Source organism: Chitinophaga lutea (assembly GCF_003813775.1).
Classification (GTDB): domain Bacteria; phylum Bacteroidota; class Bacteroidia; order Chitinophagales; family Chitinophagaceae; genus Chitinophaga; species Chitinophaga lutea.
Genome location: NZ_RPDH01000002.1, coordinates 1,106,181 through 1,128,587, shown reverse-complemented (window position 1 = coordinate 1,128,587; position 22,407 = coordinate 1,106,181). Strand labels below are relative to the sequence as shown.

The window sequence follows — 22,407 nt, the reverse complement described above, 5'->3', positions numbered from 1 at the left end:
TTTACCAGCGTATCTGCAAATTACAATAATAATCCTGTTCCGTCTCCTGCACGGCGAGGGCATAGCCGCCTTCGTAGATGAGGTCGAGACGCTTGCGCACGTTGTGCAGGCCGATGCCGCCTGTTTTGTCTTTCCGTTGCACCGCTTTGGCATTATGCACACTGAATTCCAGCAGTTCCGGGCCGCAATGCAGCGTGATGCGGACGGGTTTGGCGGGCTGGTTGGCGATGCCGTGCTTGAAGGCGTTTTCCACGAATGGCACCAGCAGCAGGGGCGCTATTTCATGGTCGCCCACCTCGCCGGACACCACTAGCTGCACGCAGTCGGCACAACCGGTGCGCAGGCGCTGCATGGCGATAAAGTCTTCCAGGTACCTGATCTCATCCGCCAGCTTGCTGCGGTAACTGGTCACGGCGGGCTGCGCCACCATGTATTCCAGGATGTCGGTAAGTGTGCGGGTGGCGTTCACCACTTCGGCGGAGCGCACCAGCGCCAGCGAGTAGATGCTGTTCAGGCTGTTCATGAGAAAGTGCGTGTTCAGCTGCATCTTCAGGAAAGCGAAATCGGCTTCCTGCTTTTGTTGCAACAGCTGCTGGCGGCGTTTGTCTTCCTGCAGCCAGCTGAAAAACAGCACATACGCGGCGGCGGCGATCAGCACAAATGCATTCGTCCAGGCCGTTCTTTCGGCATACCTGGGGAAGGTGCTGTATATCCGCACCACATTCCGTTTGCCCTGCAGCAGGATGTCTTCCGCGAAGAAAGTACCGGCAATGAAATATTTCACGCAGATGCCCGCAGCCATGAGCAGCAATAATCCGCCGATCAGCACCGGCCAGCGGCGATGTTGGAGGAACTGCGGAAGGGGCCACCGGGTGGCGGTGTAAAAAAGCAGGAAATTCAAAAAACCGAAAACGCCCTGGTGAATGTGCATGGAGCGCAGCACGGCCGGCGTCAGTTTCGCGGTGGTCGTTAACAGGCTCATCCCGTACATCAGCACCATCCATATCACCAGCAGCACAAAAAATTCAGTGAGGGTGCGCCGCATGTCAAACCGCTTCTGCATATAAAGGGGTTTTGAAACGGTACATCGCCTGGTAGCCTTTCCATGCGGCCCATATACGTTGCCACTGGCTGCTGCCCTGCCGGGGCAGGGAGAGGGCGAGATTGTCGGGTGCGATCTGCAGGCGGAGCGTTACGGGCGCCGCTTCGTTCTGCTCCTGCAGCAACTTTTCAGTAGCGGTTTGCAGCAGCAGGGGCTCGATGTACAAACCCTGCGGGTCGCCTTCAATATGAAGCTGTACGGTTTGTTGGGGGAACAGCTGGTTGTGCAGCTGCACGTACGTGGTATAGTATTGCAGTTCTTTTTCCAGGGGCGCCTTTTCCTGCTGGGCGGCTTTGTCGTACAGCATATACCGCAGCAGGTCCGACAGCTGGAGAATGGCGGCTACGCCTTCCTTGTCCCGTTTATTTTCATCCTGCAGCATGGTTTCCAGTGCGCGGAGCTTGCGCAGGAGCAGCACGGAAGAAAACCGCATGCGCTCGTACTGCCTGAAGGCGTCTGTGGCGGCCTTTTGCAGCAGGCGGCTTTTCTGGTCGCTGCTGCGCCAGCTGAGGAATATATAATACGCATAGGCCACGGCGGTAACCGCGAGGCCGGTTTGCAGGCATAGCCGGAAATAGCCGAAGAAAGTGAAATAGGTTTTCTTCAGGCCGATCAGCGCGACAGCCTTTTGCAGCACTTCATCGGGGAAGATATTCCCGACGCCGTATTTGATCAGGCAGAAGGCAATAACGAGGCCCGACACTGCGGCAACGGCTTTGCCGTGTTGTTTTCTCCGGTGCAGGGGCATCGCCGCGAACACCAGCAGGTAAAACAGGTGGAAGTTGATAAAACCGTAGACGGCATAGCGGATCAGTATCCATTTCATCCCGAACGCACTGTTCCAGTTCACCCGCAGGGAGGGGAAAATGTAGAGCATCACCAGGGCCATCCAGATGGCCAGGTGCGCACAATAACGGTATGGTCCGCGGTCTGTCATAACCGCCCTAAGATACAGCATCCGCGGGCATTTTGGGCCATTTTTTTTCGTCCTTCCGCACGGGCGGTACGTCCCTGCGGAATGCCGGTATGTCCAGTTTTCAGGTCGCGGTATTCGGCGCGCTGTATTTTGTGGTCATTCATGAGATCTGTTTTATATCACGGCAGCGAATTCATCCGGGGCGATAACCTAAATCAGGAACCAACCATCCAACAACCAACCAAATCTTAAAGTATGAGGCAACTTTTATTATTATCCCTGGCCTGTATGATGAGTGTGGGCGCCATGGCCCAACAGGTGATCAGGGGAACTGTACGCGACTCGGTTACACAGGCGCCCATTCCCGGCGCCACGATCAAAGTCATTAACGGCACGGGTGGCGTGATGACCAACGCCAAAGGGGAATTCGAACTGAGAGTGCCGGCCGGCGCGCAGGTGCGCATTTCCTCCATCGGGTTCGAGCCCATTGTAATGACGGCGGCCACCCTCGTCACGAAGCCCATCATGCTGAAAGTCAGCCCGCTGGCCCTTCAATCGACGGTGGTAGTGGGGTACGGCACACTGCAGCGCCGCAATGTGACCAACAGTATTTCCTCGGTGAGCAGTAAAAAACTGGCGCCGGAAAACAATATCGTGAGCGACATCGGCAAGGCACTCCAGGGCCGAGTAGCCGGTGTGATGGTGGCCAGCAGCTCCGGCAGCCCCGGCAACCAGCCGAACATCCTCATCCGCGGCGTACAATCCGCCCGCGCACAGGATGCGAACCCGCTGCTGGTGATCGATGGCCTGGTGGTAGAAGGCAACGCCATCGCCCTGAACGCCATCAACCCGCAGGACGTTGAATCGGTAGAAGTATTGAAAGACGCAGCGTCCGCCGCCATCTACGGCGCACGCGGCTCCACGGGGGTGATCATCATCACCACCAAAAAAGGCAAACAGAACAGCAAACCCGCTTTCGCGGTGAACGCCTACACCGGTTTCAACAACGCGCCTACCAGCCGCCGGATGCTTACCACGCCGGAATATGAAGAAGTGTTCAAAGAAGCGCGCAACAATCGCCTCAAAGACATCGAAACAACCCTGGCCAACCCGGGCAGTCTCACCCCCACGCAAATCAGCCAGCTGCAGAGCGAAGCCACCCGCCTGAAAAGCCAGGTAGACGCGCTTAAAATGGAGAACCGCAGCATCGACTGGATAGACAAGGTGAAAAACAAAAGAGCACCGGTGAACAACATTCAGGCCAGCATGAGCGGGGGTGGGGAGAAGAACAATTATTATATGTCGCTCGGCCGCTACCAGGAAGACGCCACCATCGGCACCGGCCGCTTCGAAAGATATACGGGGAAGGTAGACATCACCCAGCAGGTGAACCACTGGTTGAAACTCTCCGGCAACCTGAATATTTCCCAGGGGGTGAATAAAAACAATTCCTATCCCATCGTGAGCGCCTTCAACGCCCGGCCCGACACGCCGGAAGAACCCATCATCCTGCCCGACGGCTCTCTTGGGTATTACGTGGGCCGCCAGCAGAACCCGCTCGGGGATATGCGCGAAAACCGCAACAAACGCAAAACGCTCACTTACTTCGGCAACCTCGCCGCGGAGCTCCAGCTGCATCGTACCTTGCAGTTCAGGTCCGCGTTTTCGCTGAATAAATACAATACCAATAACACCGATTTCCAGTCGGCTTATGGTTACCTCGGCGCCTTCAACAAAGGTTACCTGAAAACCTCCGGCAGCGATAATCTTTCCTATAACTGGGACAACTATTTCACCTACAACAACCGCTGGAAAAAACTCGGTATCAACGCTACGGCGGGTTACGCTTTTTACAGCATCGATCAGTCGGCGTTCGGGTACGACCTGAACGGCTTCCCCAAAGTAGAAGGCATCACCGGCGGCGCTGCCGCTGCGGCATACGGGAGCGTAGCCGCCATCGCCTCACTGAACGGCAACTCCACCGAAACTTCCGAAGCGTATTTCGGGAGGATGGGGCTCGACTGGGACGGCAAATACATGCTCAATGCGAGCATCCGTACGGACGGTTCGTCCAAACTGGCGAGGGGCAACCGGTATAGCTGGTTCCCGTCGGTGTCTGCAGGCTGGGATATGTCGCGCGAAGATTTTCTGCAGGCGCTCAACTGGGTGCAGCAGCTGAAGCTCCGCGCCAGTTACGGCCTGAGCGGCAACATCCGCCCGCTGGCCACCTACGGCGCGTTCGACCTGATGCAGGCCACCTCTTACCTCGGCGAGCCGGCGCTCAAGCTCCGCGACATCGTCAGCAACCCCGCCGTGCGCTGGGAACAGACCCGCCAGGTAGATGCAGGGATTGATGTGGCGATGTTCGCCAACCGCCTGAACCTGACGGTGGATTATTACAACAAAATCTCCGAAGGCCTGCTCAGCAGCCGTTTCATTCCCTGGGAATTCGGGGCGCAGAGCATTCCTTTCAACGTCGGGGATATCCGCAACCGCGGGGTCGACATCGAGCTCAGTTACGGCAGCCGGTCCAATGCGGCGCTGCAGTGGAAGGTGGAAACCAACCTGAACTTCAACCGCAACAAGGTGATGTCGCTCTCCGATTCCGTGATCAACTTCGGCACCTTCATTTTCGGCGGGCCGGGCTCCAAGGTGAAAGTGGGCCAGCCGGTAGGTTCGGTGGAAGTGTACCAGTCGCTGGGCGTGGATCCGCAAACCGGCGATCTTGTGTACCAGGATATCAATAAAGACGGAGTGATCAACACCAGGGATTACGTGACCGTTCCCATTGCCCTGCCCACATTCGTAGGCGGTTTCAACTTCAACATCGGCTATAAGAATTTCACGCTCGAAGCGCTGTTCAATTTCAATGCCGGCTCGAAAGTGTACGACTACTACGAACAGACGCTCCGCAATTATGATATGGACTTCTTCGGGGTGATGCCCAACAAGTTCAACATCGTGACCAGCCGCTGGCGCAAGCCGGGCGACGTGACCGACGTGCCGAGGGCCGTGGTGGGCGCGCACGGTTCCGGTAAAACCACCGACTGGAACTACCGCCCCAGCACCCAATACATCTACGACGCCTCTTATTTCCGCCTCCGGAACCTGATGCTGGCGTATGATGTGCCCAGCAAGCTGGTGAAAAAGGCCGGGATGAACAAAGCCCGGCTCTACGCTTCCACGCAAAACGTATTTACGCTCACGAAATACATTGGCTTTGATCCCGAAGCGGCTGCGAACAGCGGCATCGTATCGAGCAACCTGCCCAATCCGCGTGCGATGGTATTAGGCATTGATGTATCATTCTAAACAACACCGACCATGAAAAAATATTTCATTTATCATATCGCCGCTTTTATCGCCCTGTCTGCCTGCAGCAACAAGCTGGACGTGTATCCGGACACACAGATCGCGCCGGACCAGGTGACCAAAAACAACCTGCCGCTGCTGGTGAACGGCGCCAAGCTGGGGCTGACCAACAATGCATTTTACGGGTACTTCGTGCTGCCGGACGTGATGTCTGACGACGTACAGACGCTCGGCCTGGCCGGTTACGAAGCCTGCAACATCCCCGTGACCGACAATACCCTCACATTTGCCTATCGATATCCCTATCAGTGCATCGCCAATGCCAACAGCGCCATCAATTTCGGCGAAAAGAACCTCGACGATGCCATACGTCCGGCAGTGGGAGAAGCTTACCTGCTGCGGGCGTATGCCTACATGCTGCTGAGCGATCAGTTCGGTGACGTAGGTATCATGCTCGGTGGCGAAAACCCCTTATCGCTGCCGGAACGCAAGCCGGTGGCGGAGGTGGAAGCGCTGATCATCGCCGACCTGAACAAGGCCATCGGTTACCTGCCCGACTTCGCCGGTAAAACGCTGGTGGCCAGCAAACAGGCCGCGCAGTTGCTGTTGGCGCGGCTGTACCTGAATACCGGCAAACACGCCGACGCGAAACAACTTGCCGAAGCCGTGATCGCCTCCGGGAAATTCACGCTGGAAGCGGGCAAGTATGCCGATATGTTCAAGTACAATACCAGTTCCAGGGAAATGGTCTATGCCATCGGGGAAACGTCTACCAGCGGCAGTAATGCCTATGGCCTGCCGAATGCGTATGGCCCCGGCGGTACCGGCCAGGCGGGCAGCGGCAATACCTGGATAGATTCCAACATGGTAAAGAGTTATGAAGATGGCGACGTCCGCAAAACCGCTTACCTGAAAAAGAAGGCGCCTAACCTCGTGAACGAGGTGTATTACCTGATGAAGTTCCCGATGGAAATCACGCCGGCCTATCCCGTTTGCCGGTACAGCGAGGCCTACCTGATCGTGGCGGAAGCAGCGGCCAGGGCAGGCGCGGTAGACGTCACCGCCTATAACGCCCTGCGCAGCAAACGCGGCGCCAGCACGCGGTTAAACAGCCAGTTCGCTACCCCGCAGGATTTCCTGAACGAGATCGAACAGGAGAGAAGAAGGGAGTTTACCGGGGAGCGCATGCGCTGGAACGACATGCGCCGCTTCGGAAAAGCGGTGCCTTATCTCACCGGGCTGCGCCAGCCCGCCGGCCATGTGCTGATGCCCGTGCCCGACAGAATGCTCACATTGAACCCGAATATTCGACAGAACAAAGACTATTAAAAATCTGAACCACAATGATGAATACGATTATGAAGCCGGCCCTGCTGCTGGCGCTGATGAGCCCGGTAGCGCTGCAGGCGCAGAAAACGGCTTTGCCAAAACAGATTACGGTACAGGGAAAGGTGAAATTCGCCGTACCCCCCGGTCAACCCAACAAGATCTGGCTGTCCCGCGACATGGGCACCGGCAAACCGGTAGTGGTGGATTCCACCGTGCTGGGTGACGATCTCACCTACACGTTCAAGATCAAACAGGACCATCCCGGTATTTACAAGCTGAACATCATGTATTGGGACCATATCTCTTTCTGGAGCGATGCCGATGTGAAAATCAGCTCACGCGGTTACGATACCGCTAAAATGAAGATGAAGATCCCGCATTTTTATTTCGTGGAAGGTTCTTCAGACAACAACTTCATTAACCAGATGGAACTGAATGGTACCAATGGTTACCTCCGGATGATAGAAGAGTACAATGAGGAATATTTCGCCAAACAGCACAAGGAAAAAGGCGGAGACTCTGCCTGGGCCAGCTATCTGGCTACCCGCAAGCGCTACAACCCTTTGCGCGAAGATGCCGCACAGCGGCAGGAGGTGCTGATGAAGATCTATGAAGACAGGCCGGTATTGATTTACGCGCTGCGTTCCATGGCCGGCACCGAGAGCAAGGAAAAATATGCCGAAGCGTTGACCAAGCTGGATAACCTGATTAAAAAGTATCCCTGGCTCACCGAGGCGAAAGACATGAAAGCCACCATTCTGAAAAATAAGGCACAGGCGATGAAGCTGCAACCCGGCCAGCCTGTGCCCACTATTTCTTATCCCGACGAGCTGGGCCAGGTACAGGGCCTCGAACAATACAAAGGCAAATACCTGCTGATCGACTTCTGGGCCAGCTGGTGCGGCCCCTGCCGCCAGGCCATCCCGAAAGTGAAGGAGCTGTATGCGCAGTATAAAGACAAGGGATTTGACGTGGTGAGCGTATCGATCGACACCGATAAAAAAGCCTGGAGAAAAGCCATGGAAGATGAAAAGATGCCATGGAAACAGCTGCTGAGCGACGACAAGGATAAAACCATGGAGCAGTTCCAGTTCAGCGGTATTCCCACCCTGTACGTGGTAGACCCGCAGGGTAAGATCGTGTCGAAGCACACCGGCTACGGCCCCGGAACGGAAGCTGAAATCAAGGCCATCATGGAAAAAGGCACCACGGCGAAACCTGCCGGTGAAAGAAAGGTGATTCCTGCCATGGCGATGTAAGCCGATAAACATTGATTGACCTGGAACAGGCGCCGGGAAAAAGATACGGGGCCTGTTCCTAAATAATTACGGATGAAAAAATTACTGGGTTTAGTTGCAGCCGCAGCATCGTGCATGCCGGCTTTTGCGCAACAGGGATATACGATAGACGCGCACATCAAAGGCCAGGGCAGCTATAAACTGACCGTGATGCACCAGACGCCCACCGGCCGCCAGTCGGATACGCCACAGGTGGTGAGTGCAGACCATTTCCGGTTCGCAGGGAAGGTCAGCGGTCCCGTGGTTGCCTATATGTATTCCAGCCATCCTTCCGCCAAACATGAGGTCGTAAAAGGAGGCATGTTCATACCGGGGCCGGGACTGGAGTTTGTGCTCACCAACGACGCGATTACCATTACCGGCGATGCGTCGGAAGGGTTCATGGCTTCGGTGAAAGGTGGCAAATTAAATGAAGAACTGGCGCGGCTGAAGGCCAAAGAAAACCCGCTGGTCAAAAAACGCTGGGAACTGCAGAAAACATCCGCAGGCATCAAACGGTCGGATACCGCCGCTATGCGCGCTATTCGCGGGCAACTTACAGCGATCGACCAGGAGCGTATGCAGTTACGGAAAGATTACATCAGCCGGCATCCCGGCTCTTTCATCAGCATGTACCTGCTCAGCCAGTTGTATGAAAACTACAGCCTTGCTGAGTATGAGCAGGCTTATCAAAAACTGGCCGCTACCTACAAAAGCTCCCAATACGGGAAAATAGTGGCAGGCAAGATTGAAAGCACAAAAGCCACCGCGCTGGGGCAAACGGCGATCAACTTCACTAAAAAAGACATCAACGGCAACAACTTCAGCCTCGCTTCCCTGAAAGGCAAATACGTATTGCTCGACTTCTGGGGCAGCTGGTGCGGGCCCTGCCGCCAAAGCCATCCGCACCTGAAAAAGGTGTACGAGAAATACGCCGCGAAGGGTCTCGAAATCGTGGGTATCTCGGAAGAAAAACAGGCTGATCTCGCCAAATGCGAAGCCGCCTGGAAAAAGGCCGTGCAGGACGATGGGATCAACTGGCTGCATGTGATGAACAACTACGGCAAAGAAGATTTCGACCTGGTGCAGAAATACGGGGTGACGGGTTTCCCCACCAAATTCCTGCTCGACAAGGAAGGTAAGATACTTTATAAGATCATAGGCGCCGGCGAGGACGGTGATAAATCGGTCGACGAAAAACTGAAGGAGATTTTCGGGGAATAATAATAAATGGTAAGGTTTAGACAAAGGTGCGGGTGCATGCCCGCGCCTTTTTTTATGTGACTGCGCTGTTTATTCGATCCACGACACGATCTCCTCCAGGAACCGCTGATCGGTCTCATCGAAGGTATCCAGGTCCACGCTATCTACATCCAGCACGCCGATCACTTCGCCGTTTTTAAACACCGGCACCACGATTTCGGAACGGGAGAGGCTGCTGCAGGCGATGTGGCCGGGGAAGGCCTCCACATCGGGCACGATGAGGGTTTTGGCCTGCTGCCAGGCTGTGCCGCACACGCCTTTGCCGTAACGGATGCGGGTACACGCTACCGGGCCCTGAAAGGGCGCCAGCACCAGTTCGTTGTTTTTAACGAGGTAAAAGCCTACCCACAGCCAGCCGAACTGTTCCTTGAGCGCGGCGGTGATGTTGGCGAGGTTGGCCGTCTGGTCGGGCTCGCCCGTGATGAGGGCTTTGATCTGCGGGAGCAGGGTGGTGTATTGTTCGGCTTTGGTGCCTTTTGCGATGGTTAAATCTTCTGCCATATCTGAAAAATAAAAGGCGCCGTTGAAGCGCCTTTGTGTATTAAAGAAATCCTAATTCGAGTTTAGCTTCTTCGCTCATCATGTCGCGCGTCCATGGCGGGTCGAAGGTGAGCCGTACGTCTGCGCCGCCCACGCCGGGGATGGCCAGTATCTTGTTGTTTACTTCTTCCATGATGCTGCCGGCTACGGGGCAACCGGGGGCGGTGAGGGTCATGATCACGAGCACGTTGTTGTTCTCGCCGATCTCGATCTTATATACCAGGCCCAGGTCGTAGATGTTCACCGGTATTTCCGGGTCGTGCACCGTGCGTAATGCTTCTTCCACCTGGTCTCTGAGTGTTGTTTCCATGTTCAGCTAGTTTTGTTGGATCGATTTGGCCTGGTACCCGATGGCATACAGCTTGATTTGTTTGAGCATGGAGAGCAGGCCGTTGGAACGGGTGGGGGATAGATGGCTGGTGAGGCCGATGGCGTCGATGAAATAGATGTCGGCGTTGGCGATGTCTTTCGGCGTCTGGTGGCTCAGCACCTGTATCACGAGGCCTACGAGGCCCTTGGTGATCACCGCGTCGCTGTCGGCCGTAAATACCAGTTTATCGCCCTGCATTTCCGCATGCAGCCATACCTTGCTCTGGCATCCGCGGATAAGATTGTCGTCCGTCTTATATTTCGGGTCGATGAGCGGCAGGTCTTTCCCCAGCTGAATGATGTACTCGTATTTCTCCATCCAGTCGCCAAACACCTCAAAATCAGCGATGATATTATCCTGTTGCTCTTTAATGGTCATTGTTCGCGTCGTTTGTTTATCCCAGCAAAGTTACGGCTTTTCGCACACCTTCCACGAGGCGGTCGATATCGGCCGTAGTGTTGTACAGCGCCAGGGAAGCTCTCACGGTGCCGGGGCACTCGAAGCGGTCCATCAGCGGCTGGGTACAGTGGTGGCCGGTTCGTACGGCAATGCCCTGCTGGTCGAGCAGCACGCCCACATCGGAGGGGTGATGCTGGCCTACCAGGAAAGAGATAGCGCCGGCGCGGTGTTTGGCCTCGCCGATCAGCCGCAGTTCCGGGATGGTTTTGAGCTGTGCGATGGCGTATTCGGTGAGCTGGTGCTCATACGCCTGTATTTTATGGATGCCCAGCTGCGTTACATAAGCAACGGCCGCACCGAAACCGATGGCCTCGCAAATGGCGGGGGTGCCGGCCTCGAACTTCAGCGGGGGCTCCGCATAGGTCGTTTTTTCGAAAGTGACATGTTTGATCATGTCGCCACCGCCCTGGTAAGGAGGCAGCTTCTGGAGCCAGCTTTCTTTGCCGTACAGGATGCCGATGCCGGTGGGGCCGTACACCTTGTGCGAAGAAAGGGCGAGGAAGTCGACATTCAGCTCATGCACCTTGATAGGCGTATGGGCGATGGCCTGCGCGGCGTCGAGCAGCACGGGGATGCCGGCGGCGTGGGCCATGTTGATGATGTCTTTCACCGGGTTGATGGTGCCCAGTGTATTGGATATCCAGGTAACGGACACAATTTTTACGCGGGGGCCGAGCATCGACGCATAGGCATTCATGTCCAGCTCACCGTTATCGGTCACGGGGATCACTTTCAGGTGCGCCTTTTTCTCTTCACAGGCCAGCTGCCAGGGCACGATGTTGGAGTGGTGCTCCATGCCCGAGATGATCACCTCGTCGCCTTCATGCAAAAACTCCTTGCGGAAACCGGCGGCCACCAGGTTGATGGCGTCGGTGGTGCCTTTGGTGAACACCACTTCGTGATGGTGCGCACCGATGAAAGCGGCCACCTGGTGGCGGGCTGCTTCGTAGGCCGACGTTGCTTTCTGGCTGAGGGTATGCACACCGCGGTGCACGTTGCTGTTATAGCCGGTGTAGTATTCCTGCATGGCGCGGATGACCTGCACGGGCTTCTGCGTGGTGGCCCCGTTGTCGAGGTACACCAGCGGGTTGCCGTTAATGGATTGCTGGAGAATCGGGAACTCGTTCCTGATCTTTTCCACATCCGGCCATATCGTATTCTTAGCGGTGGCGGTTTCCATGGTTATGCGGTTTAGTTGTTAACCGCGGCGCTCAGGTAGCGGGTAGCGATCTGCTCCACCTGTTTGCGCACGGCTGGAATTTTGACCTGTGCGGTAATATCGAAGGCGAATGCTTTCACCAGCATGCTGCGGGCCTGTGCATCGCCGATACCGCGGGCTTTCAGGTAGAACAGCGCGTCGTCGCTCACCTGGCCGATGGTGGTGCCGTGGCTGCATTTTACATCGTCCGCAAAAATCTCGAGCTGCGGTTTGGTGTAAATGTTCGCTTCGGGACTGATCACCAGGTTATTGTTCTGCTGGAAAGCGTTCGTTTTCTGCGCGTCTTCGTGCACGTATATTTTACCGTTGAAAACACCGGTGGCTTTGTCCATCAGTACACCCCGGTACAGCTCGTTGCTTTCGCAGTTGGGCATGCGGTGGTCTACGCTGGTATGATTGTCTACCAGCTGGTTGCCGGTAGCGATGTAGAAGCCGTAAAGGTGCGTTTCGGTGCGTTCATCGTCGAGCGAAATGTTGAGGTTGTTCCTCACCAGTTCGGATTCGGACAGGGTGAACGTGTAGTTGTTGTAAAGGCTTTTGCCCAGTTGCTGTACCAGCGTCTGGTTGATGAAACGCAGCTGGTTGCCGCCTGTTTGCAGCTGGTAGTGGCTCATCTGCGCGCGTTCAGCAGTAACCGCCTCAATCACACTGTTCACCACGATGGCGCCGGCCTGGCCGATGCCAGCGGCGGATTCGATGATCTGCACGGCAGCACCTTCCTGCGCTATCCAGAGATGGCGCGGGTTTAGCAGCAGGCTGCTGGTATTGTGGTACAGGTGGATGATGTGGATGGGCTTTTCGAGCTGTGCTTTGGCTTTTACTTCAATAAAGAGGCCGTTGGTGAAAAAGGCGGTATTGAGCTGGGCGAAGTGGTGTTCGTTCAGCTTTTTACTTTTATTGAAGTGTGCTGTAAAAGCGGGTTCGTTGCCGGCTTCGCTCAGTTTCAGGACAGTGGCCTGTTTGGCGGGCGGCAGGTCGGACAGCTGTGGTTGCAGTTCGCCGTTGAGCAGTACGATGCGGTAAGTGTCCGGCAGCAGCAGTTCGGTGGCTTCCAGCTCTTCCGCACTGATGGCGATGGGTTGGGGGAGCTCCAGGGTCTGCAGGTTACGGAAGAAGGGAATCACGTTGGTGTATTTCCAGTCTTCCGTTTTTACCGTCGGAAACCCGCCGAGGGCCTGGAACTGGGCGAACGCCGCCTTCCGGGCTTCGGGAAACTGCGCACCGTTAGCAAGGGTGCTGAACTGCGCGGGCAGCGAATCGTATAAAGATGTAGTATTGTTAGTGATAGTGGTCATGATCTATTGTACGGGTTCTTCTAAACGGATGTCTTCTTTCAGCCAGTCGTAGCCTTTTTCTTCGAGCTCCAGCGCCAGTTCTTTGGTACCTGATTTTACGATGCGGCCGTTATAGAGTACGTGTACAAAATCCGGAACGATGTATTCCAGCAAACGCTGGTAGTGGGTGATGATGACGAAAGCATTGTCTTTGCTGCGGAGTTTGTTGACGCCGGCGGAAACAATACGGAGGGCGTCGATGTCGAGCCCGGAATCGGTTTCATCCATGATGGCCAGTTTGGGTTCCAGCATGGCCATCTGGAAGATGTCGTTTCTTTTCTTTTCACCACCGGAGAAACCTTCGTTGAGGGAGCGGTTCATCAGGTTGGCGTCGAATTCCATCAGTTTCTGCTTGGACTTCAGCATATCGAGGAACGCTTTGGCCTGCATCGGCGGCTGGCCGTGGTAGGCGCGGATTTCGTTCACTGCGGTTTTGAGGAAGTTGATGTTCGAAACACCGGGTATTTCTACCGGGTACTGGAAGGCGAGGAATAAACCTTCGCGGGCGCGCACTTCGGGGCTCATATCGAGCAGGTCTTTACCTTCGAACTCTACAGAACCTTCAGTTACTTCATACGCTTCACGACCGGCCAGCACAGAGGCCAGGGAACTTTTACCGGAACCGTTGGGCCCCATGATGGCGTGTACTTCGCCCGCTTTTACATTCAGATTAATGCCTTTCAGAATAGCATTTCCTTCTACTGCTGCATGCAGGTTTTTAATATTGAGCATCTCTTTGGTATTAATTGTTATCCCACACTACCTTCCAGGGTAATGGACAATAATTTTTGCGCTTCCACGGCAAATTCCATGGGCAGCTGGTTTAAAACTTCTTTTGCGTATCCGTTCACGATCATGTTCACTGCCTGTTCGCTGTCTATACCTCTCTGGTTGAGATAAAACACCTGGTCTTCCCCGATTTTGGAGGTGGTGGCCTCGTGTTCTACCATCGCTGTATTGTTCCGGGACTCGATGTAAGGGAACGTATGCGCACCGCAACGGTCACCGATCAGCAACGAGTCGCACTGCGTAAAGTTACGGGCATTGGTGGCGTTTGGACCTACCTTCACCAGGCCACGGTAGGTATTCTGACCGTGCACGGCGGAAATACCCTTGGAAATGATGCGGCTGCGGGTGTTTTTACCGATGTGCACCATTTTGGTACCCGTATCCGCCACCTGCCTTTTGGAGGTCACGGCTACGGAATAGAACTCACCAATGGAATTGTCGCCCTGCAGAATAACGCCGGGGTATTTCCAGGTGATGGCGGAGCCGGTTTCCACCTGCGTCCATGATATTTTAGAGTTTTTGCCTTTACAGATCCCGCGTTTGGTCACGAAGTTGTAGATACCGCCTTTGCCGTCCTTGTCGCCGGGGTACCAGTTCTGAACGGTGGAGTATTTGATCTCCGCGTTGTCCAGCGCGATCAGTTCCACCACTGCTGCGTGGAGCTGGTTTTCGTCTCGCATGGGAGCGGTACAGCCTTCCAGGTAACTTACATAACTGCCTTCATCGGCCACGATGAGCGTGCGCTCGAACTGGCCGGTGTTTTTGGCGTTGATGCGGAAGTAGGTGGAAAGCTCCATCGGGCAGCGTACGCCCTTCGGAATGTATACAAAGGAGCCGTCTGAAAAAACTGCGCAGTTCAGGGCGGCATAAATGTTGTCTGATTGCGGTACCACGGTACCGAGGTATTTGCGGAGCAGCTCAGGATGTTCCTGTACCGCTTCGGAGAAGGAGCAGAAGATGATACCCAGGTCGTTCAGCTGCTTTTTGAAGGTGGTAGCCACCGATACGCTGTCGAATACCGCGTCTACCGCCACGCCGGAGAGCATTTTCTGCTCTTCCAGGGGGATACCCAGTTTTTCGAAGGTGCGGAGCAATTCCGGATCCACCTCGTCGAGGCTTTCGTACTTAACCTGGTTTTTCGGTGCGGCATAGTAGGAAACACCCTGGAAGTCCACTTCCGGCAGTTTGAAATTCTGCCAGGTAGGCATGCTCAGCTTCTGAAAAAGCTGGTAGCCCTTTAAACGCCACTCCAGGAGCCATTCCGGTTCGTTCTTTTTGGCGGAAATGAAACGGATAATACCTTCGTTCAACCCCGGAGGCGCGATATCCATTTCGATATCGGTCTCGAACCCGAACTCATAATCCCGGCCGGCCAGTTCCTGTAATATGTCTTGTTCTGCGCTCATAATATATTATACTTCTCTATCAAATTATTGGGTACCACTACGGGTAAAAGCAATCCACTCCATGGACTGCTGACCTTTTTATACCGTATTATATTGTGTAATTTTGTTACGCCGGTACAAAGATAGTGCCTTGGAAGCGGTAATTAATCACTGCCTACCGCGAATTTCAAACTGGTAAATAAATACTTTCTTTGAAATCCCCACAAAGTTACGATATTTGCGAATAAAGCAAGTAAAAACTTGGAAAATTATAAAGCATATCATACTACCTCTACAGACCGTATGTTGCTGCTGCTCAAAACAAAAGGGCCGCTGGCGACTACTGCTGTTGCGCAGGAGCTGGGTATTACCGGTGAGGGTGCCCGTCAGCAATTGCAGCGGCTGGCGGAGGAAGGCTGGGTGATATTTGAGTCGATTTCCAAGGGGGTGGGCCGGCCTTCGCTGGTTTGGAGCCTTTCCGAGCGGGGAAACCGCCGTTTTCCCGATACCCATGCCGAACTGACAGTACAGCTGATCAATACCATCCGCGACGTGCTGGGCGACGAGGCCCTGGGCCAGGTGATTTCTTCCCGGGAACACAAAGCTCTGCTGCGGTATTACGATATCCTGCGCCTGGAAGAAGGGCTGGAGGCCAAAGTGCGTAAATTCGCCGAATTACGGTCCGCCGACGGTTACCTGGCCGAATACCGCCCCGACGGTGAAGGATTTTTGATGATCGAGAACCATTGTCCCATTTGTGCGGCCGCCACGGCCTGCCACGACATCTGCAAGGTAGAACTGCAGACTTTCCAGCAAATCTTCAAAGAGTGGGGCACCATCGAGCGGCTCGACCATGCACTGGAAGGAGCGCGTCATTGCGCTTACCGGATTATGCCGGTTTAACGTTATATTAATCTGATTTTTATATGAGAGGGCGTATAGCCAACTGCTGCAGGCATTTTTGATGCCCCGGAGAATTGAGTTTCTTCCTATTCAAACGTTTCCTCCAAAACAGCCGTACCATCCAGGCGGGCCAGTTTAACGGCATTGACGGCCCCGGGCCCTTCGAAACGGTAACTTACCCCCACAATGTTGTTCGCCTCGCTCGTAAGCGCATCCGCATAAGCCGGCTTGCGGTTCACCCAGATCCGGACCTTTTTATCGCGGACCTCGCACCGCAGTTTCACCCATTCATTCATATTACATCCGAAAGCCGAAAGATCGGCGGTTTTGGCGCTAACGGCTTTGTCGTTCAGCATAAGGCCCATTTCCGCCACGCAGCCGGGTATGCTCAGCGGGAAGAGAAAGATCGAGTTTTCGCAGTGGATCAGCACGGCCGCCTTCTGGCAAATGGCCGAGCCTTGGCCGTATTCGCTTCTGAGCTCCGTTTCAAAAACAAAGTTGTCGCTCCGCAGGCCTTTCATGTCCCCGATATTATAAATACGGATTTCAGGCACCTGTGGCTGCACCGGGATATTTTTGTTTTGCAATAGTGCCGCCGTTACCCGGAGGGCGCTGTCCTTCCTCACTTCATCCCGCGTAAAATACACCGGCACGGGTTTTTGATCCGCAGCCGCCAGCCAGCCGTCGGAGGGGATGAGCAGGTCGTGCTCCTTTACGATTTCTTTGCCGACGATCAGTTTCGCCCTGAAATAACCGGGGTAATAGTACATGGACGTGTAGGTATGCCCGTTAGGGGGCACGGCAAACCTCCGCCGCGGGTCCCACGATTGCTGGATGAATACCGAATCACCACCGGCCGCCGCCGCATCGTACCGGAATATCACCGAATTGGGAATGCCGTTCGAGAGGGGCTCGCTGCTGAAACTGAAACTGCTTTTGGGCGCGGCAGGCCCTTTGTTATTGTACATCCAACCGGCGAGAATCAGTACGGCCAGTATGCCCGGGACAAGATACCAGGCGGGATGGGCTTTTTTTGTGCGGGGTGAGACAGCTTTATGTGTGTGTGCATTCGCTGCCTGGAAATCTGACGGAGGCCGCTTTTCGGAAACGGGGCGCGTGGCGGCACCGCTTTCCACTGACACATCAGGTGCCGGTTGGGATTCATCAATGGGCATGGCAGGCGCACCGGTTTCGGGTAGCCCCATGTCGTCACTGCCGGGTGCGTGGGAAAATTCTCCATCATCCTGATGCAACTGCCGCTGCCGGAATTCCCGCCAGCTTTCAAACCCGGCAAATACCGCGAGTGTGTTTAAAGTGGTGAGGGAAGGCAGGCTGTCGTATTTCACTTTACCCCAAACTCTTTTGAGCGTGCTGACGCTCAGCACCACCTGCGTTTCCTCAAAGATTTTCGCACTCAGCGTTTCGAAATCCTGATTCTGCCAGTCGTCACTATGTCCCCAGCCGAGTTTCCGCTCGATCAGCGCACAACAGGCCTGTTGCAGATCGTTCTTGTTCATGATTGATAATCAGTTAAATATGGCGTGAACAACTTTGAATAAACTTGAAGCCCTTCTGAACAACCGCCAACATGCAGGATGCTATAACTTTCGGTGGATGCCGCATCCAAAGTAATATTTTTCACGCATTTAAAATTCAATTCCGCATGTGTCGCTTTCTGATCATCCTGTTTTTTATATCCGCCCAGGCCACCGCTCAAACAGCCGTTCCGTTCGATTCCCCACGCTGGAAAATCGAGGGCGAAGAAGCGGTGAAAGAAACCCACCTCAACCGGCCGGCGCTCCGGCTGAAAAAAGGCCGGGCGCTGCTGACCGACGCCAATTTCCGCAACGGTATCCTTGAATTCGACATCGCGCTTAAAAAAGCGCGGTATTTCCCGGCCGTGCAGTTCCGGGTTCAGGACGACAAAAACTTCGAGGAGTATTACCTGCGCCCGCACCAGAGCGGCAATCCCGATGCCATGCAGTACACGCCGGTATATAACGGCCTCGGTGGCTGGCAGCTGTATTACGGCCCGGGCTATAACAACGCGGTGCAGCTGCCGTTCGACCGCTGGCTGCACGTCCGCCTCATGATCAAAGACAAACAGGCCGAAGTATATTTCGACAACGAAGAAAAACCCGTGCTTTTCATCCACGAACTGAAGCGGGAAGTGACCGGCGGCATGATCGCCCTGGCCAATCCGTACCCGGAAACAGTATGGTACAGTAATGTCGTATACACACCTTCCGATGCGGTGACCATCAAAAGTAAACCGGCTCCCGTGACGCCCCTGCCCGAGAGCGCCATTAAAGAATGGGCCGTCAGCAGCCTGATCACAGAAAAAAGCCTGCAAAACAAAATGCAGCTCCGGCCGGAAGATACCACAGCGCTCAGTTGGAAACATTTATGGGCAGATGCCAACGGGATCACCGACCTGTCGGTGCTCACCGGCATCACGCAGGACAGTAACACCGTGTTTGTGCGGAAGGTGATTTACGCTGACCAACCGGGCGTCAAAAAACTGAGTTTCGGTTTTTCCGACCGGGCCAAAGTGTACCTCAATAACCGGTTGCTGTATTCGGGCGACGATGTGTTCATGTCGCGCGACTACCGCTTCCTGGGCACGGTGGGTTATTGGGACGCCCTCTATCTGGATCTGAAAAAGGGAAGGAACGAGCTCTGGATCGCCGTTTCCGAAACGTTCGGCGGCTGGGGCGTAAAGGCGAAACTGGAGTAAAATGCATTGTATAGCGTGTGACGGTTCACCCGGGGCCCCGCCACCCCGGGATGTGCCGCACATCACGCTTACGAACTGACGGACGTGCCAAAGTACCGTCTCAGGGATGCGGCTGATAATGCGCAGCGGTGTTATTACCATTCCGTTAATTATGGCGGCGGCAATAAGAAAAAATGGGAAGAAGGCAACGGTGGATACCGCGTGCCGGGCCTGCTGCCGCCGGCAGCAGCAGGAGGCCGGATGGTGGGGCAGAGCCGGGAATATATCGCCACAACCCCATGAACGGGAAGTTTTTATATCTTGGGAAGGTATAAATCATGTGTGCTATGTCCTTCCGGCAAATCCCCCTTGCTATCAAGAAAGAAATACGGCCTAACCTGGAAATAGCTGCGGTCATCCCGGTAGAAAACGGGAATATCCTGCTCAAATATGAAGGCAGCCCGATGCTGTCCAAACTGGACGAACAGCTGGAGGTGCTCTGGACGAAGGATTTCGGCCTTCGGTCGAAAAACTATGTATATGCCGATGTCAGCGCTCATCCCAACGGTACACTGTACGGCATCACCGAATCAGATAATTTCCGGCTGATGACGCCCTCCGGTGGAACGCTGTTCACCTATGAGCACGACGACTGGCCGCCGTTTATGGGTGCCAATTGTTTTTTCGCGGGCCGCTGGGTGCTGTTCATCATTCCCACGCCCACCGGCGATAAATTATTGCAGCTCGACCTGGAAACACTTGGCATCGCAGCCCGCTACGACCTGGAAGGCGACCAGGAATACCGCTATACGTTTACCGCCACGCCCGACCCCGGTATCATCTTTATCGACGCCGCTGCGGGTCAGGATGACGCGCATCTTTTCATCATCACCATTCAAAAAGACGGCAGGCTGGATATCGCCGAAGCCACACAGTGCCTTGACCGGATCGTCGGCAACTTTTCACCCGACGGGCAATCATTCGTAATGGCCCCGCATTATGACGAAGGCATTGAAATATATTCCTTTCCTGCCATAACGCGCATCGCCGGATTGCCGCAGGAAACATTATTCGCGGGCCGGAATGAATACCCCTGTGAAGATGAGGATACCATCGACTACACGGTTCTTTTCCTCAACGATCAGCTGCTCATTTCCCTGACCCGCTTCGGCCGCCTGTTGCTGATAGACCGGGCTACGATGGCCTGCACCGGCGAGTTGCTGCTGGAAGGAAACGAGATCATTGCATACGATCAGGGTGGAAAGCCGGTAACCGGTGATGCGGACATCCTGGATTACAGCGGTGAAGTGGGGGATGTGATCGTTGTACCGGCCGGCCTGCTGGCGGTACATAGCTCGGGGAGCCTGCGGTTGTACGGGATGGAGGGAATTGGAGGCTGATTTTTTGCGGCATTGGGCAGTTTTACCGCTGCCCCAAAAAAGTAACATGCGCACCCACCGCCACCCACCGGCCGTTGCGTTTTTCATACACGTCCATATAACTCGTGTGGCCGGTTGTTTCTTTCCCGCCGGTATTCGTCACAAAGCTGGCTTTGGCAATGACCAGGGCGGTATTGCCTAATAGCTTCACTTCAACGCTGTCTACCTTCGCTGACACATATGCACTTTTGGATACGTTGGCCAGTAGCGTCTGTTTGCCGATCCGCGACCCATTCGGTGTGATCATCACCAGGTCGTCCGCCACAATTTTGTTTAATGCAGCAGTATCTTTCTTAGAATAGGCGCCTATCCAGTTTTCATTGTGTTGTTTCAGTACGGCGATGTCTTCTGTCTGTGCATACGAAGCAGTGAACAGGCATGTGGCGAGCAGGGTAATAAGGAGGTGTTTCATGGCAAAATATATTTGGCATCATAAGATACACCTTTTTCTCCTATCCTGCATCGCGTGTTACCCGTTCACGATCTGCTTCACCTTACCGATCAGCTCAATGGATTCCATCAGCTTTTCGTGGCTCAGTGATGCGGTGTCCAGCTGGAAGGTGAGGCGGGAAATGCCACCCAGCGCCTCACTGTGCCGGAGTATCTTCTCTGCCACCTCGTCCACGCCACCTACGATCAATGCCCCGCGCGGGCCGGCCTGGCCCAGGAAGCGTTCTTCGGTCATGGGGGGCCAGCCGCGTTCTTCGCCCACTTTGGTCATGCTTTCGGCATAGCCGGGATAAAAGTCACGGACGGCAGCTTCCGTGGTGGGGCCTACGTAGCCCAGGGAATGTAAGCCCACCGACATCTTTTCCGCCGGATGGCCGGACTTTAGCCAGGCTTCGCGGTAAAGGTCTACCAATGGGCGGAAGCGATGTGTTTCCCCGCCGATGATGGCGACCATAAGGGGTAAACCCAGCACGCCCGCGCGTACGAATGATTGGGGCGTGCCGCCAACACCCAGCCAGATGGGAAGCGGTTGTTGCAGCGGCCTTGGATAAACGGGCTGGTTTCTCATGGCCGGCCGGAATTTTCCCGACCAGGTGACGAATTCGTTGTCCCGGATTTTCAGCAACAGGTCGAGCTTTTCGGTAAACAGCGCATCGTAGTCGGATAGGTTGTAGCCGAACAATGGAAATGCGTCCGTGAAAGAACCGCGCCCCACCACCATTTCCGTTCGTCCACCTGAAATCAGATCCAGCGTCGCGAATTCCTGGAACACCCGTACCGGGTCTGCCGCGCTCAATACCGTAACGGCGCTCGTGAGCCGGATGTTGCGGGTGCGCGATGCGGCGGCGGCCAGGATGAGGGCGGGAGCGGAGTCGAGGAAACCCTTGCGGTGGTGTTCGCCGATACCGAATACGTCGAGGCCGGTGCGGTCGGCGTGCCCGATTCTTTCCAGCAACTGGTGCATGGCCTGCCGGTCGTCTGCCGCGGTGCTGTTGCTTTCGCTGAACTTCGCCGCGAAGCTGTCTATACCTATTTCGATCATGTTAAGATTTGAGGAGTTGGATTTCGAGGTTCAGTTTTACTTCATCACTCAGCACAATGCCGCCGCCTTCCGTGAAGGCGTTCCAGCGAAGGCCATAATCGGCGCGGTGCAGCCGGCCGCGGAGGGCGAAGCCCACTTTTTCATTGCCGTAATGGTCCACAGCGCTGCCGTTGCGGGTTACGTCCAGCTCGATGGGGTGGGTCTGGCCCTTGATGGTCAGGTCGCCGAGCAGTTTGTACGCATCGTCTGTGATCTTCTTCACTTTTTTGGAAACGAAGTTGATTTTCGGGTATTGCACCGTATCGAAAAACTCGGCGGTTTTAAGGTGCTGGTCACGTTGATAGTTTTGGGTATTGATGCTGTCCGCAGCTACTTCAAACGTGATGTCCGCATCCTCGAAATCGTCGGTGGCGGTTTGTATGCTGCCGGTAAAGCGGGCGAAGTAGCCGCTTACGTTCGTGATCATCAGGTGTTTTACCTTGAAGCCTATTTCGCTGTGTGATTCATCGATTGTCCAGTTTGTCATGGCCTTTGTTTTATGGGGATAAAATTAAGCCGTGTT

Annotated in this window: 21 protein-coding genes; 8 read left to right on the top strand and 13 right to left on the bottom strand. The window is 54.9% G+C overall.

Annotation, left to right across the window (positions count from 1 at the left end; genetic code table 11):
• Position 1: 1 nt before the first annotated feature.
• Positions 2-1,063 carry a sensor histidine kinase gene (locus EGT74_RS16795; RefSeq protein ID WP_123847733.1) on the bottom strand — a complete coding sequence of 354 codons (1,062 nt, stop codon included), beginning with the start codon at positions 1,061-1,063 and terminating at the stop codon, positions 2-4.
• Positions 1,047-2,039 carry a histidine kinase gene (locus EGT74_RS16790; protein ID WP_158618189.1) on the bottom strand — a complete coding sequence of 331 codons (993 nt, stop codon included), beginning with the start codon at positions 2,037-2,039 and terminating at the stop codon, positions 1,047-1,049. The genes EGT74_RS16795 and EGT74_RS16790 overlap by 17 nt, the downstream gene beginning before the upstream one ends.
• Positions 2,040-2,273: 234 nt before the next feature.
• On the opposite strand from EGT74_RS16790, the gene EGT74_RS16785 reads away from it, so the two are divergent.
• The 4 genes from EGT74_RS16785 (at position 2,274) to EGT74_RS16770 (ending at position 9,160) form a co-directional block, all read left to right on the top strand.
• Entirely contained in the window at positions 2,274-5,330 is a 3,057-nt protein-coding gene (locus EGT74_RS16785) for a SusC/RagA family TonB-linked outer membrane protein (protein WP_123847731.1), read from the top strand.
• 12 nt (positions 5,331-5,342) lie between these two features.
• Positions 5,343-6,659, top strand: a complete 1,317-nt coding sequence (locus tag EGT74_RS16780) for a RagB/SusD family nutrient uptake outer membrane protein (RefSeq protein WP_123847730.1) — start codon at positions 5,343-5,345, stop codon at positions 6,657-6,659.
• A gap of 14 nt (positions 6,660-6,673) precedes the next feature.
• On the top strand, positions 6,674-7,918 hold the full coding sequence (locus EGT74_RS16775; protein ID WP_123847729.1) for a TlpA family protein disulfide reductase: 1,245 nt from the start codon (positions 6,674-6,676) through the stop codon (positions 7,916-7,918).
• Positions 7,919-7,990: 72 nt separating this feature from the next.
• Positions 7,991-9,160, top strand: coding sequence for a TlpA disulfide reductase family protein (locus EGT74_RS16770; RefSeq protein WP_123847728.1), 1,170 nt, complete (start codon positions 7,991-7,993; stop codon positions 9,158-9,160).
• 69 nt (positions 9,161-9,229) lie between these two features.
• Here EGT74_RS16770 and EGT74_RS16765 read toward each other — a convergent pair whose 3' ends face one another.
• From EGT74_RS16765 to sufB, 7 genes are read right to left on the bottom strand one after another with little or no spacing between them, the layout of a single operon-like run.
• Positions 9,230-9,700: a GAF domain-containing protein gene (locus EGT74_RS16765; RefSeq protein WP_123847727.1), complete on the bottom strand. Its 471-nt coding sequence runs from the start codon at positions 9,698-9,700 to the stop codon at positions 9,230-9,232.
• A 40-nt stretch (positions 9,701-9,740) separates the two neighbouring features.
• Positions 9,741-10,049 carry a DUF59 domain-containing protein gene (locus tag EGT74_RS16760; protein ID WP_123847726.1) on the bottom strand — a complete coding sequence of 103 codons (309 nt, stop codon included), beginning with the start codon at positions 10,047-10,049 and terminating at the stop codon, positions 9,741-9,743.
• A 6-nt stretch (positions 10,050-10,055) separates the two neighbouring features.
• Positions 10,056-10,487 (bottom strand): SufE family protein, encoded by a 432-nt coding sequence (locus EGT74_RS16755; RefSeq protein ID WP_123847725.1) that lies wholly within the window; start codon positions 10,485-10,487, stop codon positions 10,056-10,058.
• Positions 10,488-10,503: 16 nt separating this feature from the next.
• The gene (locus EGT74_RS16750) at positions 10,504-11,748 is read right to left on the bottom strand and encodes an aminotransferase class V-fold PLP-dependent enzyme (RefSeq protein WP_123847724.1); all 1,245 of its coding nucleotides are present in this window, start codon (positions 11,746-11,748) and stop codon (positions 10,504-10,506) included.
• An 11-nt stretch (positions 11,749-11,759) separates the two neighbouring features.
• Positions 11,760-13,082, bottom strand: a complete 1,323-nt coding sequence (sufD, locus tag EGT74_RS16745) for a Fe-S cluster assembly protein SufD (protein ID WP_123847723.1) — start codon at positions 13,080-13,082, stop codon at positions 11,760-11,762.
• Between the two features lie 3 nt (positions 13,083-13,085).
• Positions 13,086-13,853, bottom strand: coding sequence for a Fe-S cluster assembly ATPase SufC (gene sufC / locus EGT74_RS16740; RefSeq protein WP_123847722.1), 768 nt, complete (start codon positions 13,851-13,853; stop codon positions 13,086-13,088).
• A 17-nt stretch (positions 13,854-13,870) separates the two neighbouring features.
• Positions 13,871-15,316 carry a Fe-S cluster assembly protein SufB gene (sufB, locus tag EGT74_RS16735; RefSeq protein WP_123847721.1) on the bottom strand — a complete coding sequence of 482 codons (1,446 nt, stop codon included), beginning with the start codon at positions 15,314-15,316 and terminating at the stop codon, positions 13,871-13,873.
• Between the two features lie 240 nt (positions 15,317-15,556).
• Between sufB and EGT74_RS16730 the strand changes: the two genes are divergently transcribed.
• Positions 15,557-16,198 (top strand): helix-turn-helix transcriptional regulator, encoded by a 642-nt coding sequence (locus EGT74_RS16730; RefSeq protein ID WP_246008233.1) that lies wholly within the window; start codon positions 15,557-15,559, stop codon positions 16,196-16,198.
• A gap of 86 nt (positions 16,199-16,284) precedes the next feature.
• Here EGT74_RS16730 and EGT74_RS16725 read toward each other — a convergent pair whose 3' ends face one another.
• Positions 16,285-17,715: a hypothetical protein gene (locus tag EGT74_RS16725; protein ID WP_123847720.1), complete on the bottom strand. Its 1,431-nt coding sequence runs from the start codon at positions 17,713-17,715 to the stop codon at positions 16,285-16,287.
• A gap of 146 nt (positions 17,716-17,861) precedes the next feature.
• Here EGT74_RS16725 and EGT74_RS16720 point away from each other — a divergent pair, with 146 nt between their 5' ends.
• The 3 genes from EGT74_RS16720 to EGT74_RS16710 all read left to right on the top strand — a co-directional run bounded on the left by EGT74_RS16720 (position 17,862) and on the right by EGT74_RS16710 (position 20,314).
• Complete coding sequence (locus tag EGT74_RS16720) at positions 17,862-18,935, top strand: hypothetical protein (protein ID WP_123847719.1); 1,074 nt, start codon at positions 17,862-17,864, stop codon at positions 18,933-18,935.
• A gap of 84 nt (positions 18,936-19,019) precedes the next feature.
• Entirely contained in the window at positions 19,020-19,217 is a 198-nt protein-coding gene (locus EGT74_RS16715; RefSeq protein ID WP_123847718.1) for a hypothetical protein, read from the top strand.
• A 44-nt stretch (positions 19,218-19,261) separates the two neighbouring features.
• Positions 19,262-20,314 carry a hypothetical protein gene (locus EGT74_RS16710; RefSeq protein WP_123847717.1) on the top strand — a complete coding sequence of 351 codons (1,053 nt, stop codon included), beginning with the start codon at positions 19,262-19,264 and terminating at the stop codon, positions 20,312-20,314.
• Positions 20,315-20,336: 22 nt separating this feature from the next.
• Here EGT74_RS16710 and EGT74_RS16705 read toward each other — a convergent pair whose 3' ends face one another.
• The 3 genes from EGT74_RS16705 to EGT74_RS16695 are packed head-to-tail and all read right to left on the bottom strand — an operon-like array spanning position 20,337 to position 22,371.
• Positions 20,337-20,765, bottom strand: coding sequence for a nuclear transport factor 2 family protein (locus EGT74_RS16705; protein ID WP_123847716.1), 429 nt, complete (start codon positions 20,763-20,765; stop codon positions 20,337-20,339).
• Positions 20,766-20,822: 57 nt separating this feature from the next.
• Positions 20,823-21,845 carry an Atu2307/SP_0267 family LLM class monooxygenase gene (locus EGT74_RS16700; RefSeq protein WP_246008232.1) on the bottom strand — a complete coding sequence of 341 codons (1,023 nt, stop codon included), beginning with the start codon at positions 21,843-21,845 and terminating at the stop codon, positions 20,823-20,825.
• Position 21,846: 1 nt separating this feature from the next.
• Positions 21,847-22,371 carry a YceI family protein gene (locus tag EGT74_RS16695; RefSeq protein WP_123847715.1) on the bottom strand — a complete coding sequence of 175 codons (525 nt, stop codon included), beginning with the start codon at positions 22,369-22,371 and terminating at the stop codon, positions 21,847-21,849.
• Positions 22,372-22,407 lie beyond the last annotated feature (36 nt).

Coding starts and splice junctions, on each gene's coding strand:
- EGT74_RS16795 (WP_123847733.1), bottom strand. CDS start 1,063: ATGCAGAAGCGGTTTGACATGCGGCGCACCCTCACTGAATTTTTTGTG.
- EGT74_RS16790 (WP_158618189.1), bottom strand. CDS start 2,039: ATGACAGACCGCGGACCATACCGTTATTGTGCGCACCTGGCCATCTGG.
- EGT74_RS16785 (WP_123847731.1), top strand. CDS start 2,274: ATGAGGCAACTTTTATTATTATCCCTGGCCTGTATGATGAGTGTGGGC.
- EGT74_RS16780 (WP_123847730.1), top strand. CDS start 5,343: ATGAAAAAATATTTCATTTATCATATCGCCGCTTTTATCGCCCTGTCT.
- EGT74_RS16775 (WP_123847729.1), top strand. CDS start 6,674: ATGATGAATACGATTATGAAGCCGGCCCTGCTGCTGGCGCTGATGAGC.
- EGT74_RS16770 (WP_123847728.1), top strand. CDS start 7,991: ATGAAAAAATTACTGGGTTTAGTTGCAGCCGCAGCATCGTGCATGCCG.
- EGT74_RS16765 (WP_123847727.1), bottom strand. CDS start 9,700: ATGGCAGAAGATTTAACCATCGCAAAAGGCACCAAAGCCGAACAATAC.
- EGT74_RS16760 (WP_123847726.1), bottom strand. CDS start 10,049: ATGGAAACAACACTCAGAGACCAGGTGGAAGAAGCATTACGCACGGTG.
- EGT74_RS16755 (WP_123847725.1), bottom strand. CDS start 10,487: ATGACCATTAAAGAGCAACAGGATAATATCATCGCTGATTTTGAGGTG.
- EGT74_RS16750 (WP_123847724.1), bottom strand. CDS start 11,748: ATGGAAACCGCCACCGCTAAGAATACGATATGGCCGGATGTGGAAAAG.
- sufD (WP_123847723.1), bottom strand. CDS start 13,082: ATGACCACTATCACTAACAATACTACATCTTTATACGATTCGCTGCCC.
- sufC (WP_123847722.1), bottom strand. CDS start 13,853: ATGCTCAATATTAAAAACCTGCATGCAGCAGTAGAAGGAAATGCTATT.
- sufB (WP_123847721.1), bottom strand. CDS start 15,316: ATGAGCGCAGAACAAGACATATTACAGGAACTGGCCGGCCGGGATTAT.
- EGT74_RS16725 (WP_123847720.1), bottom strand. CDS start 17,715: ATGAACAAGAACGATCTGCAACAGGCCTGTTGTGCGCTGATCGAGCGG.
- EGT74_RS16720 (WP_123847719.1), top strand. CDS start 17,862: ATGTGTCGCTTTCTGATCATCCTGTTTTTTATATCCGCCCAGGCCACC.
- EGT74_RS16710 (WP_123847717.1), top strand. CDS start 19,262: ATGTCCTTCCGGCAAATCCCCCTTGCTATCAAGAAAGAAATACGGCCT.
- EGT74_RS16705 (WP_123847716.1), bottom strand. CDS start 20,765: ATGAAACACCTCCTTATTACCCTGCTCGCCACATGCCTGTTCACTGCT.
- EGT74_RS16700 (WP_246008232.1), bottom strand. CDS start 21,845: ATGATCGAAATAGGTATAGACAGCTTCGCGGCGAAGTTCAGCGAAAGC.
- EGT74_RS16695 (WP_123847715.1), bottom strand. CDS start 22,371: ATGACAAACTGGACAATCGATGAATCACACAGCGAAATAGGCTTCAAG.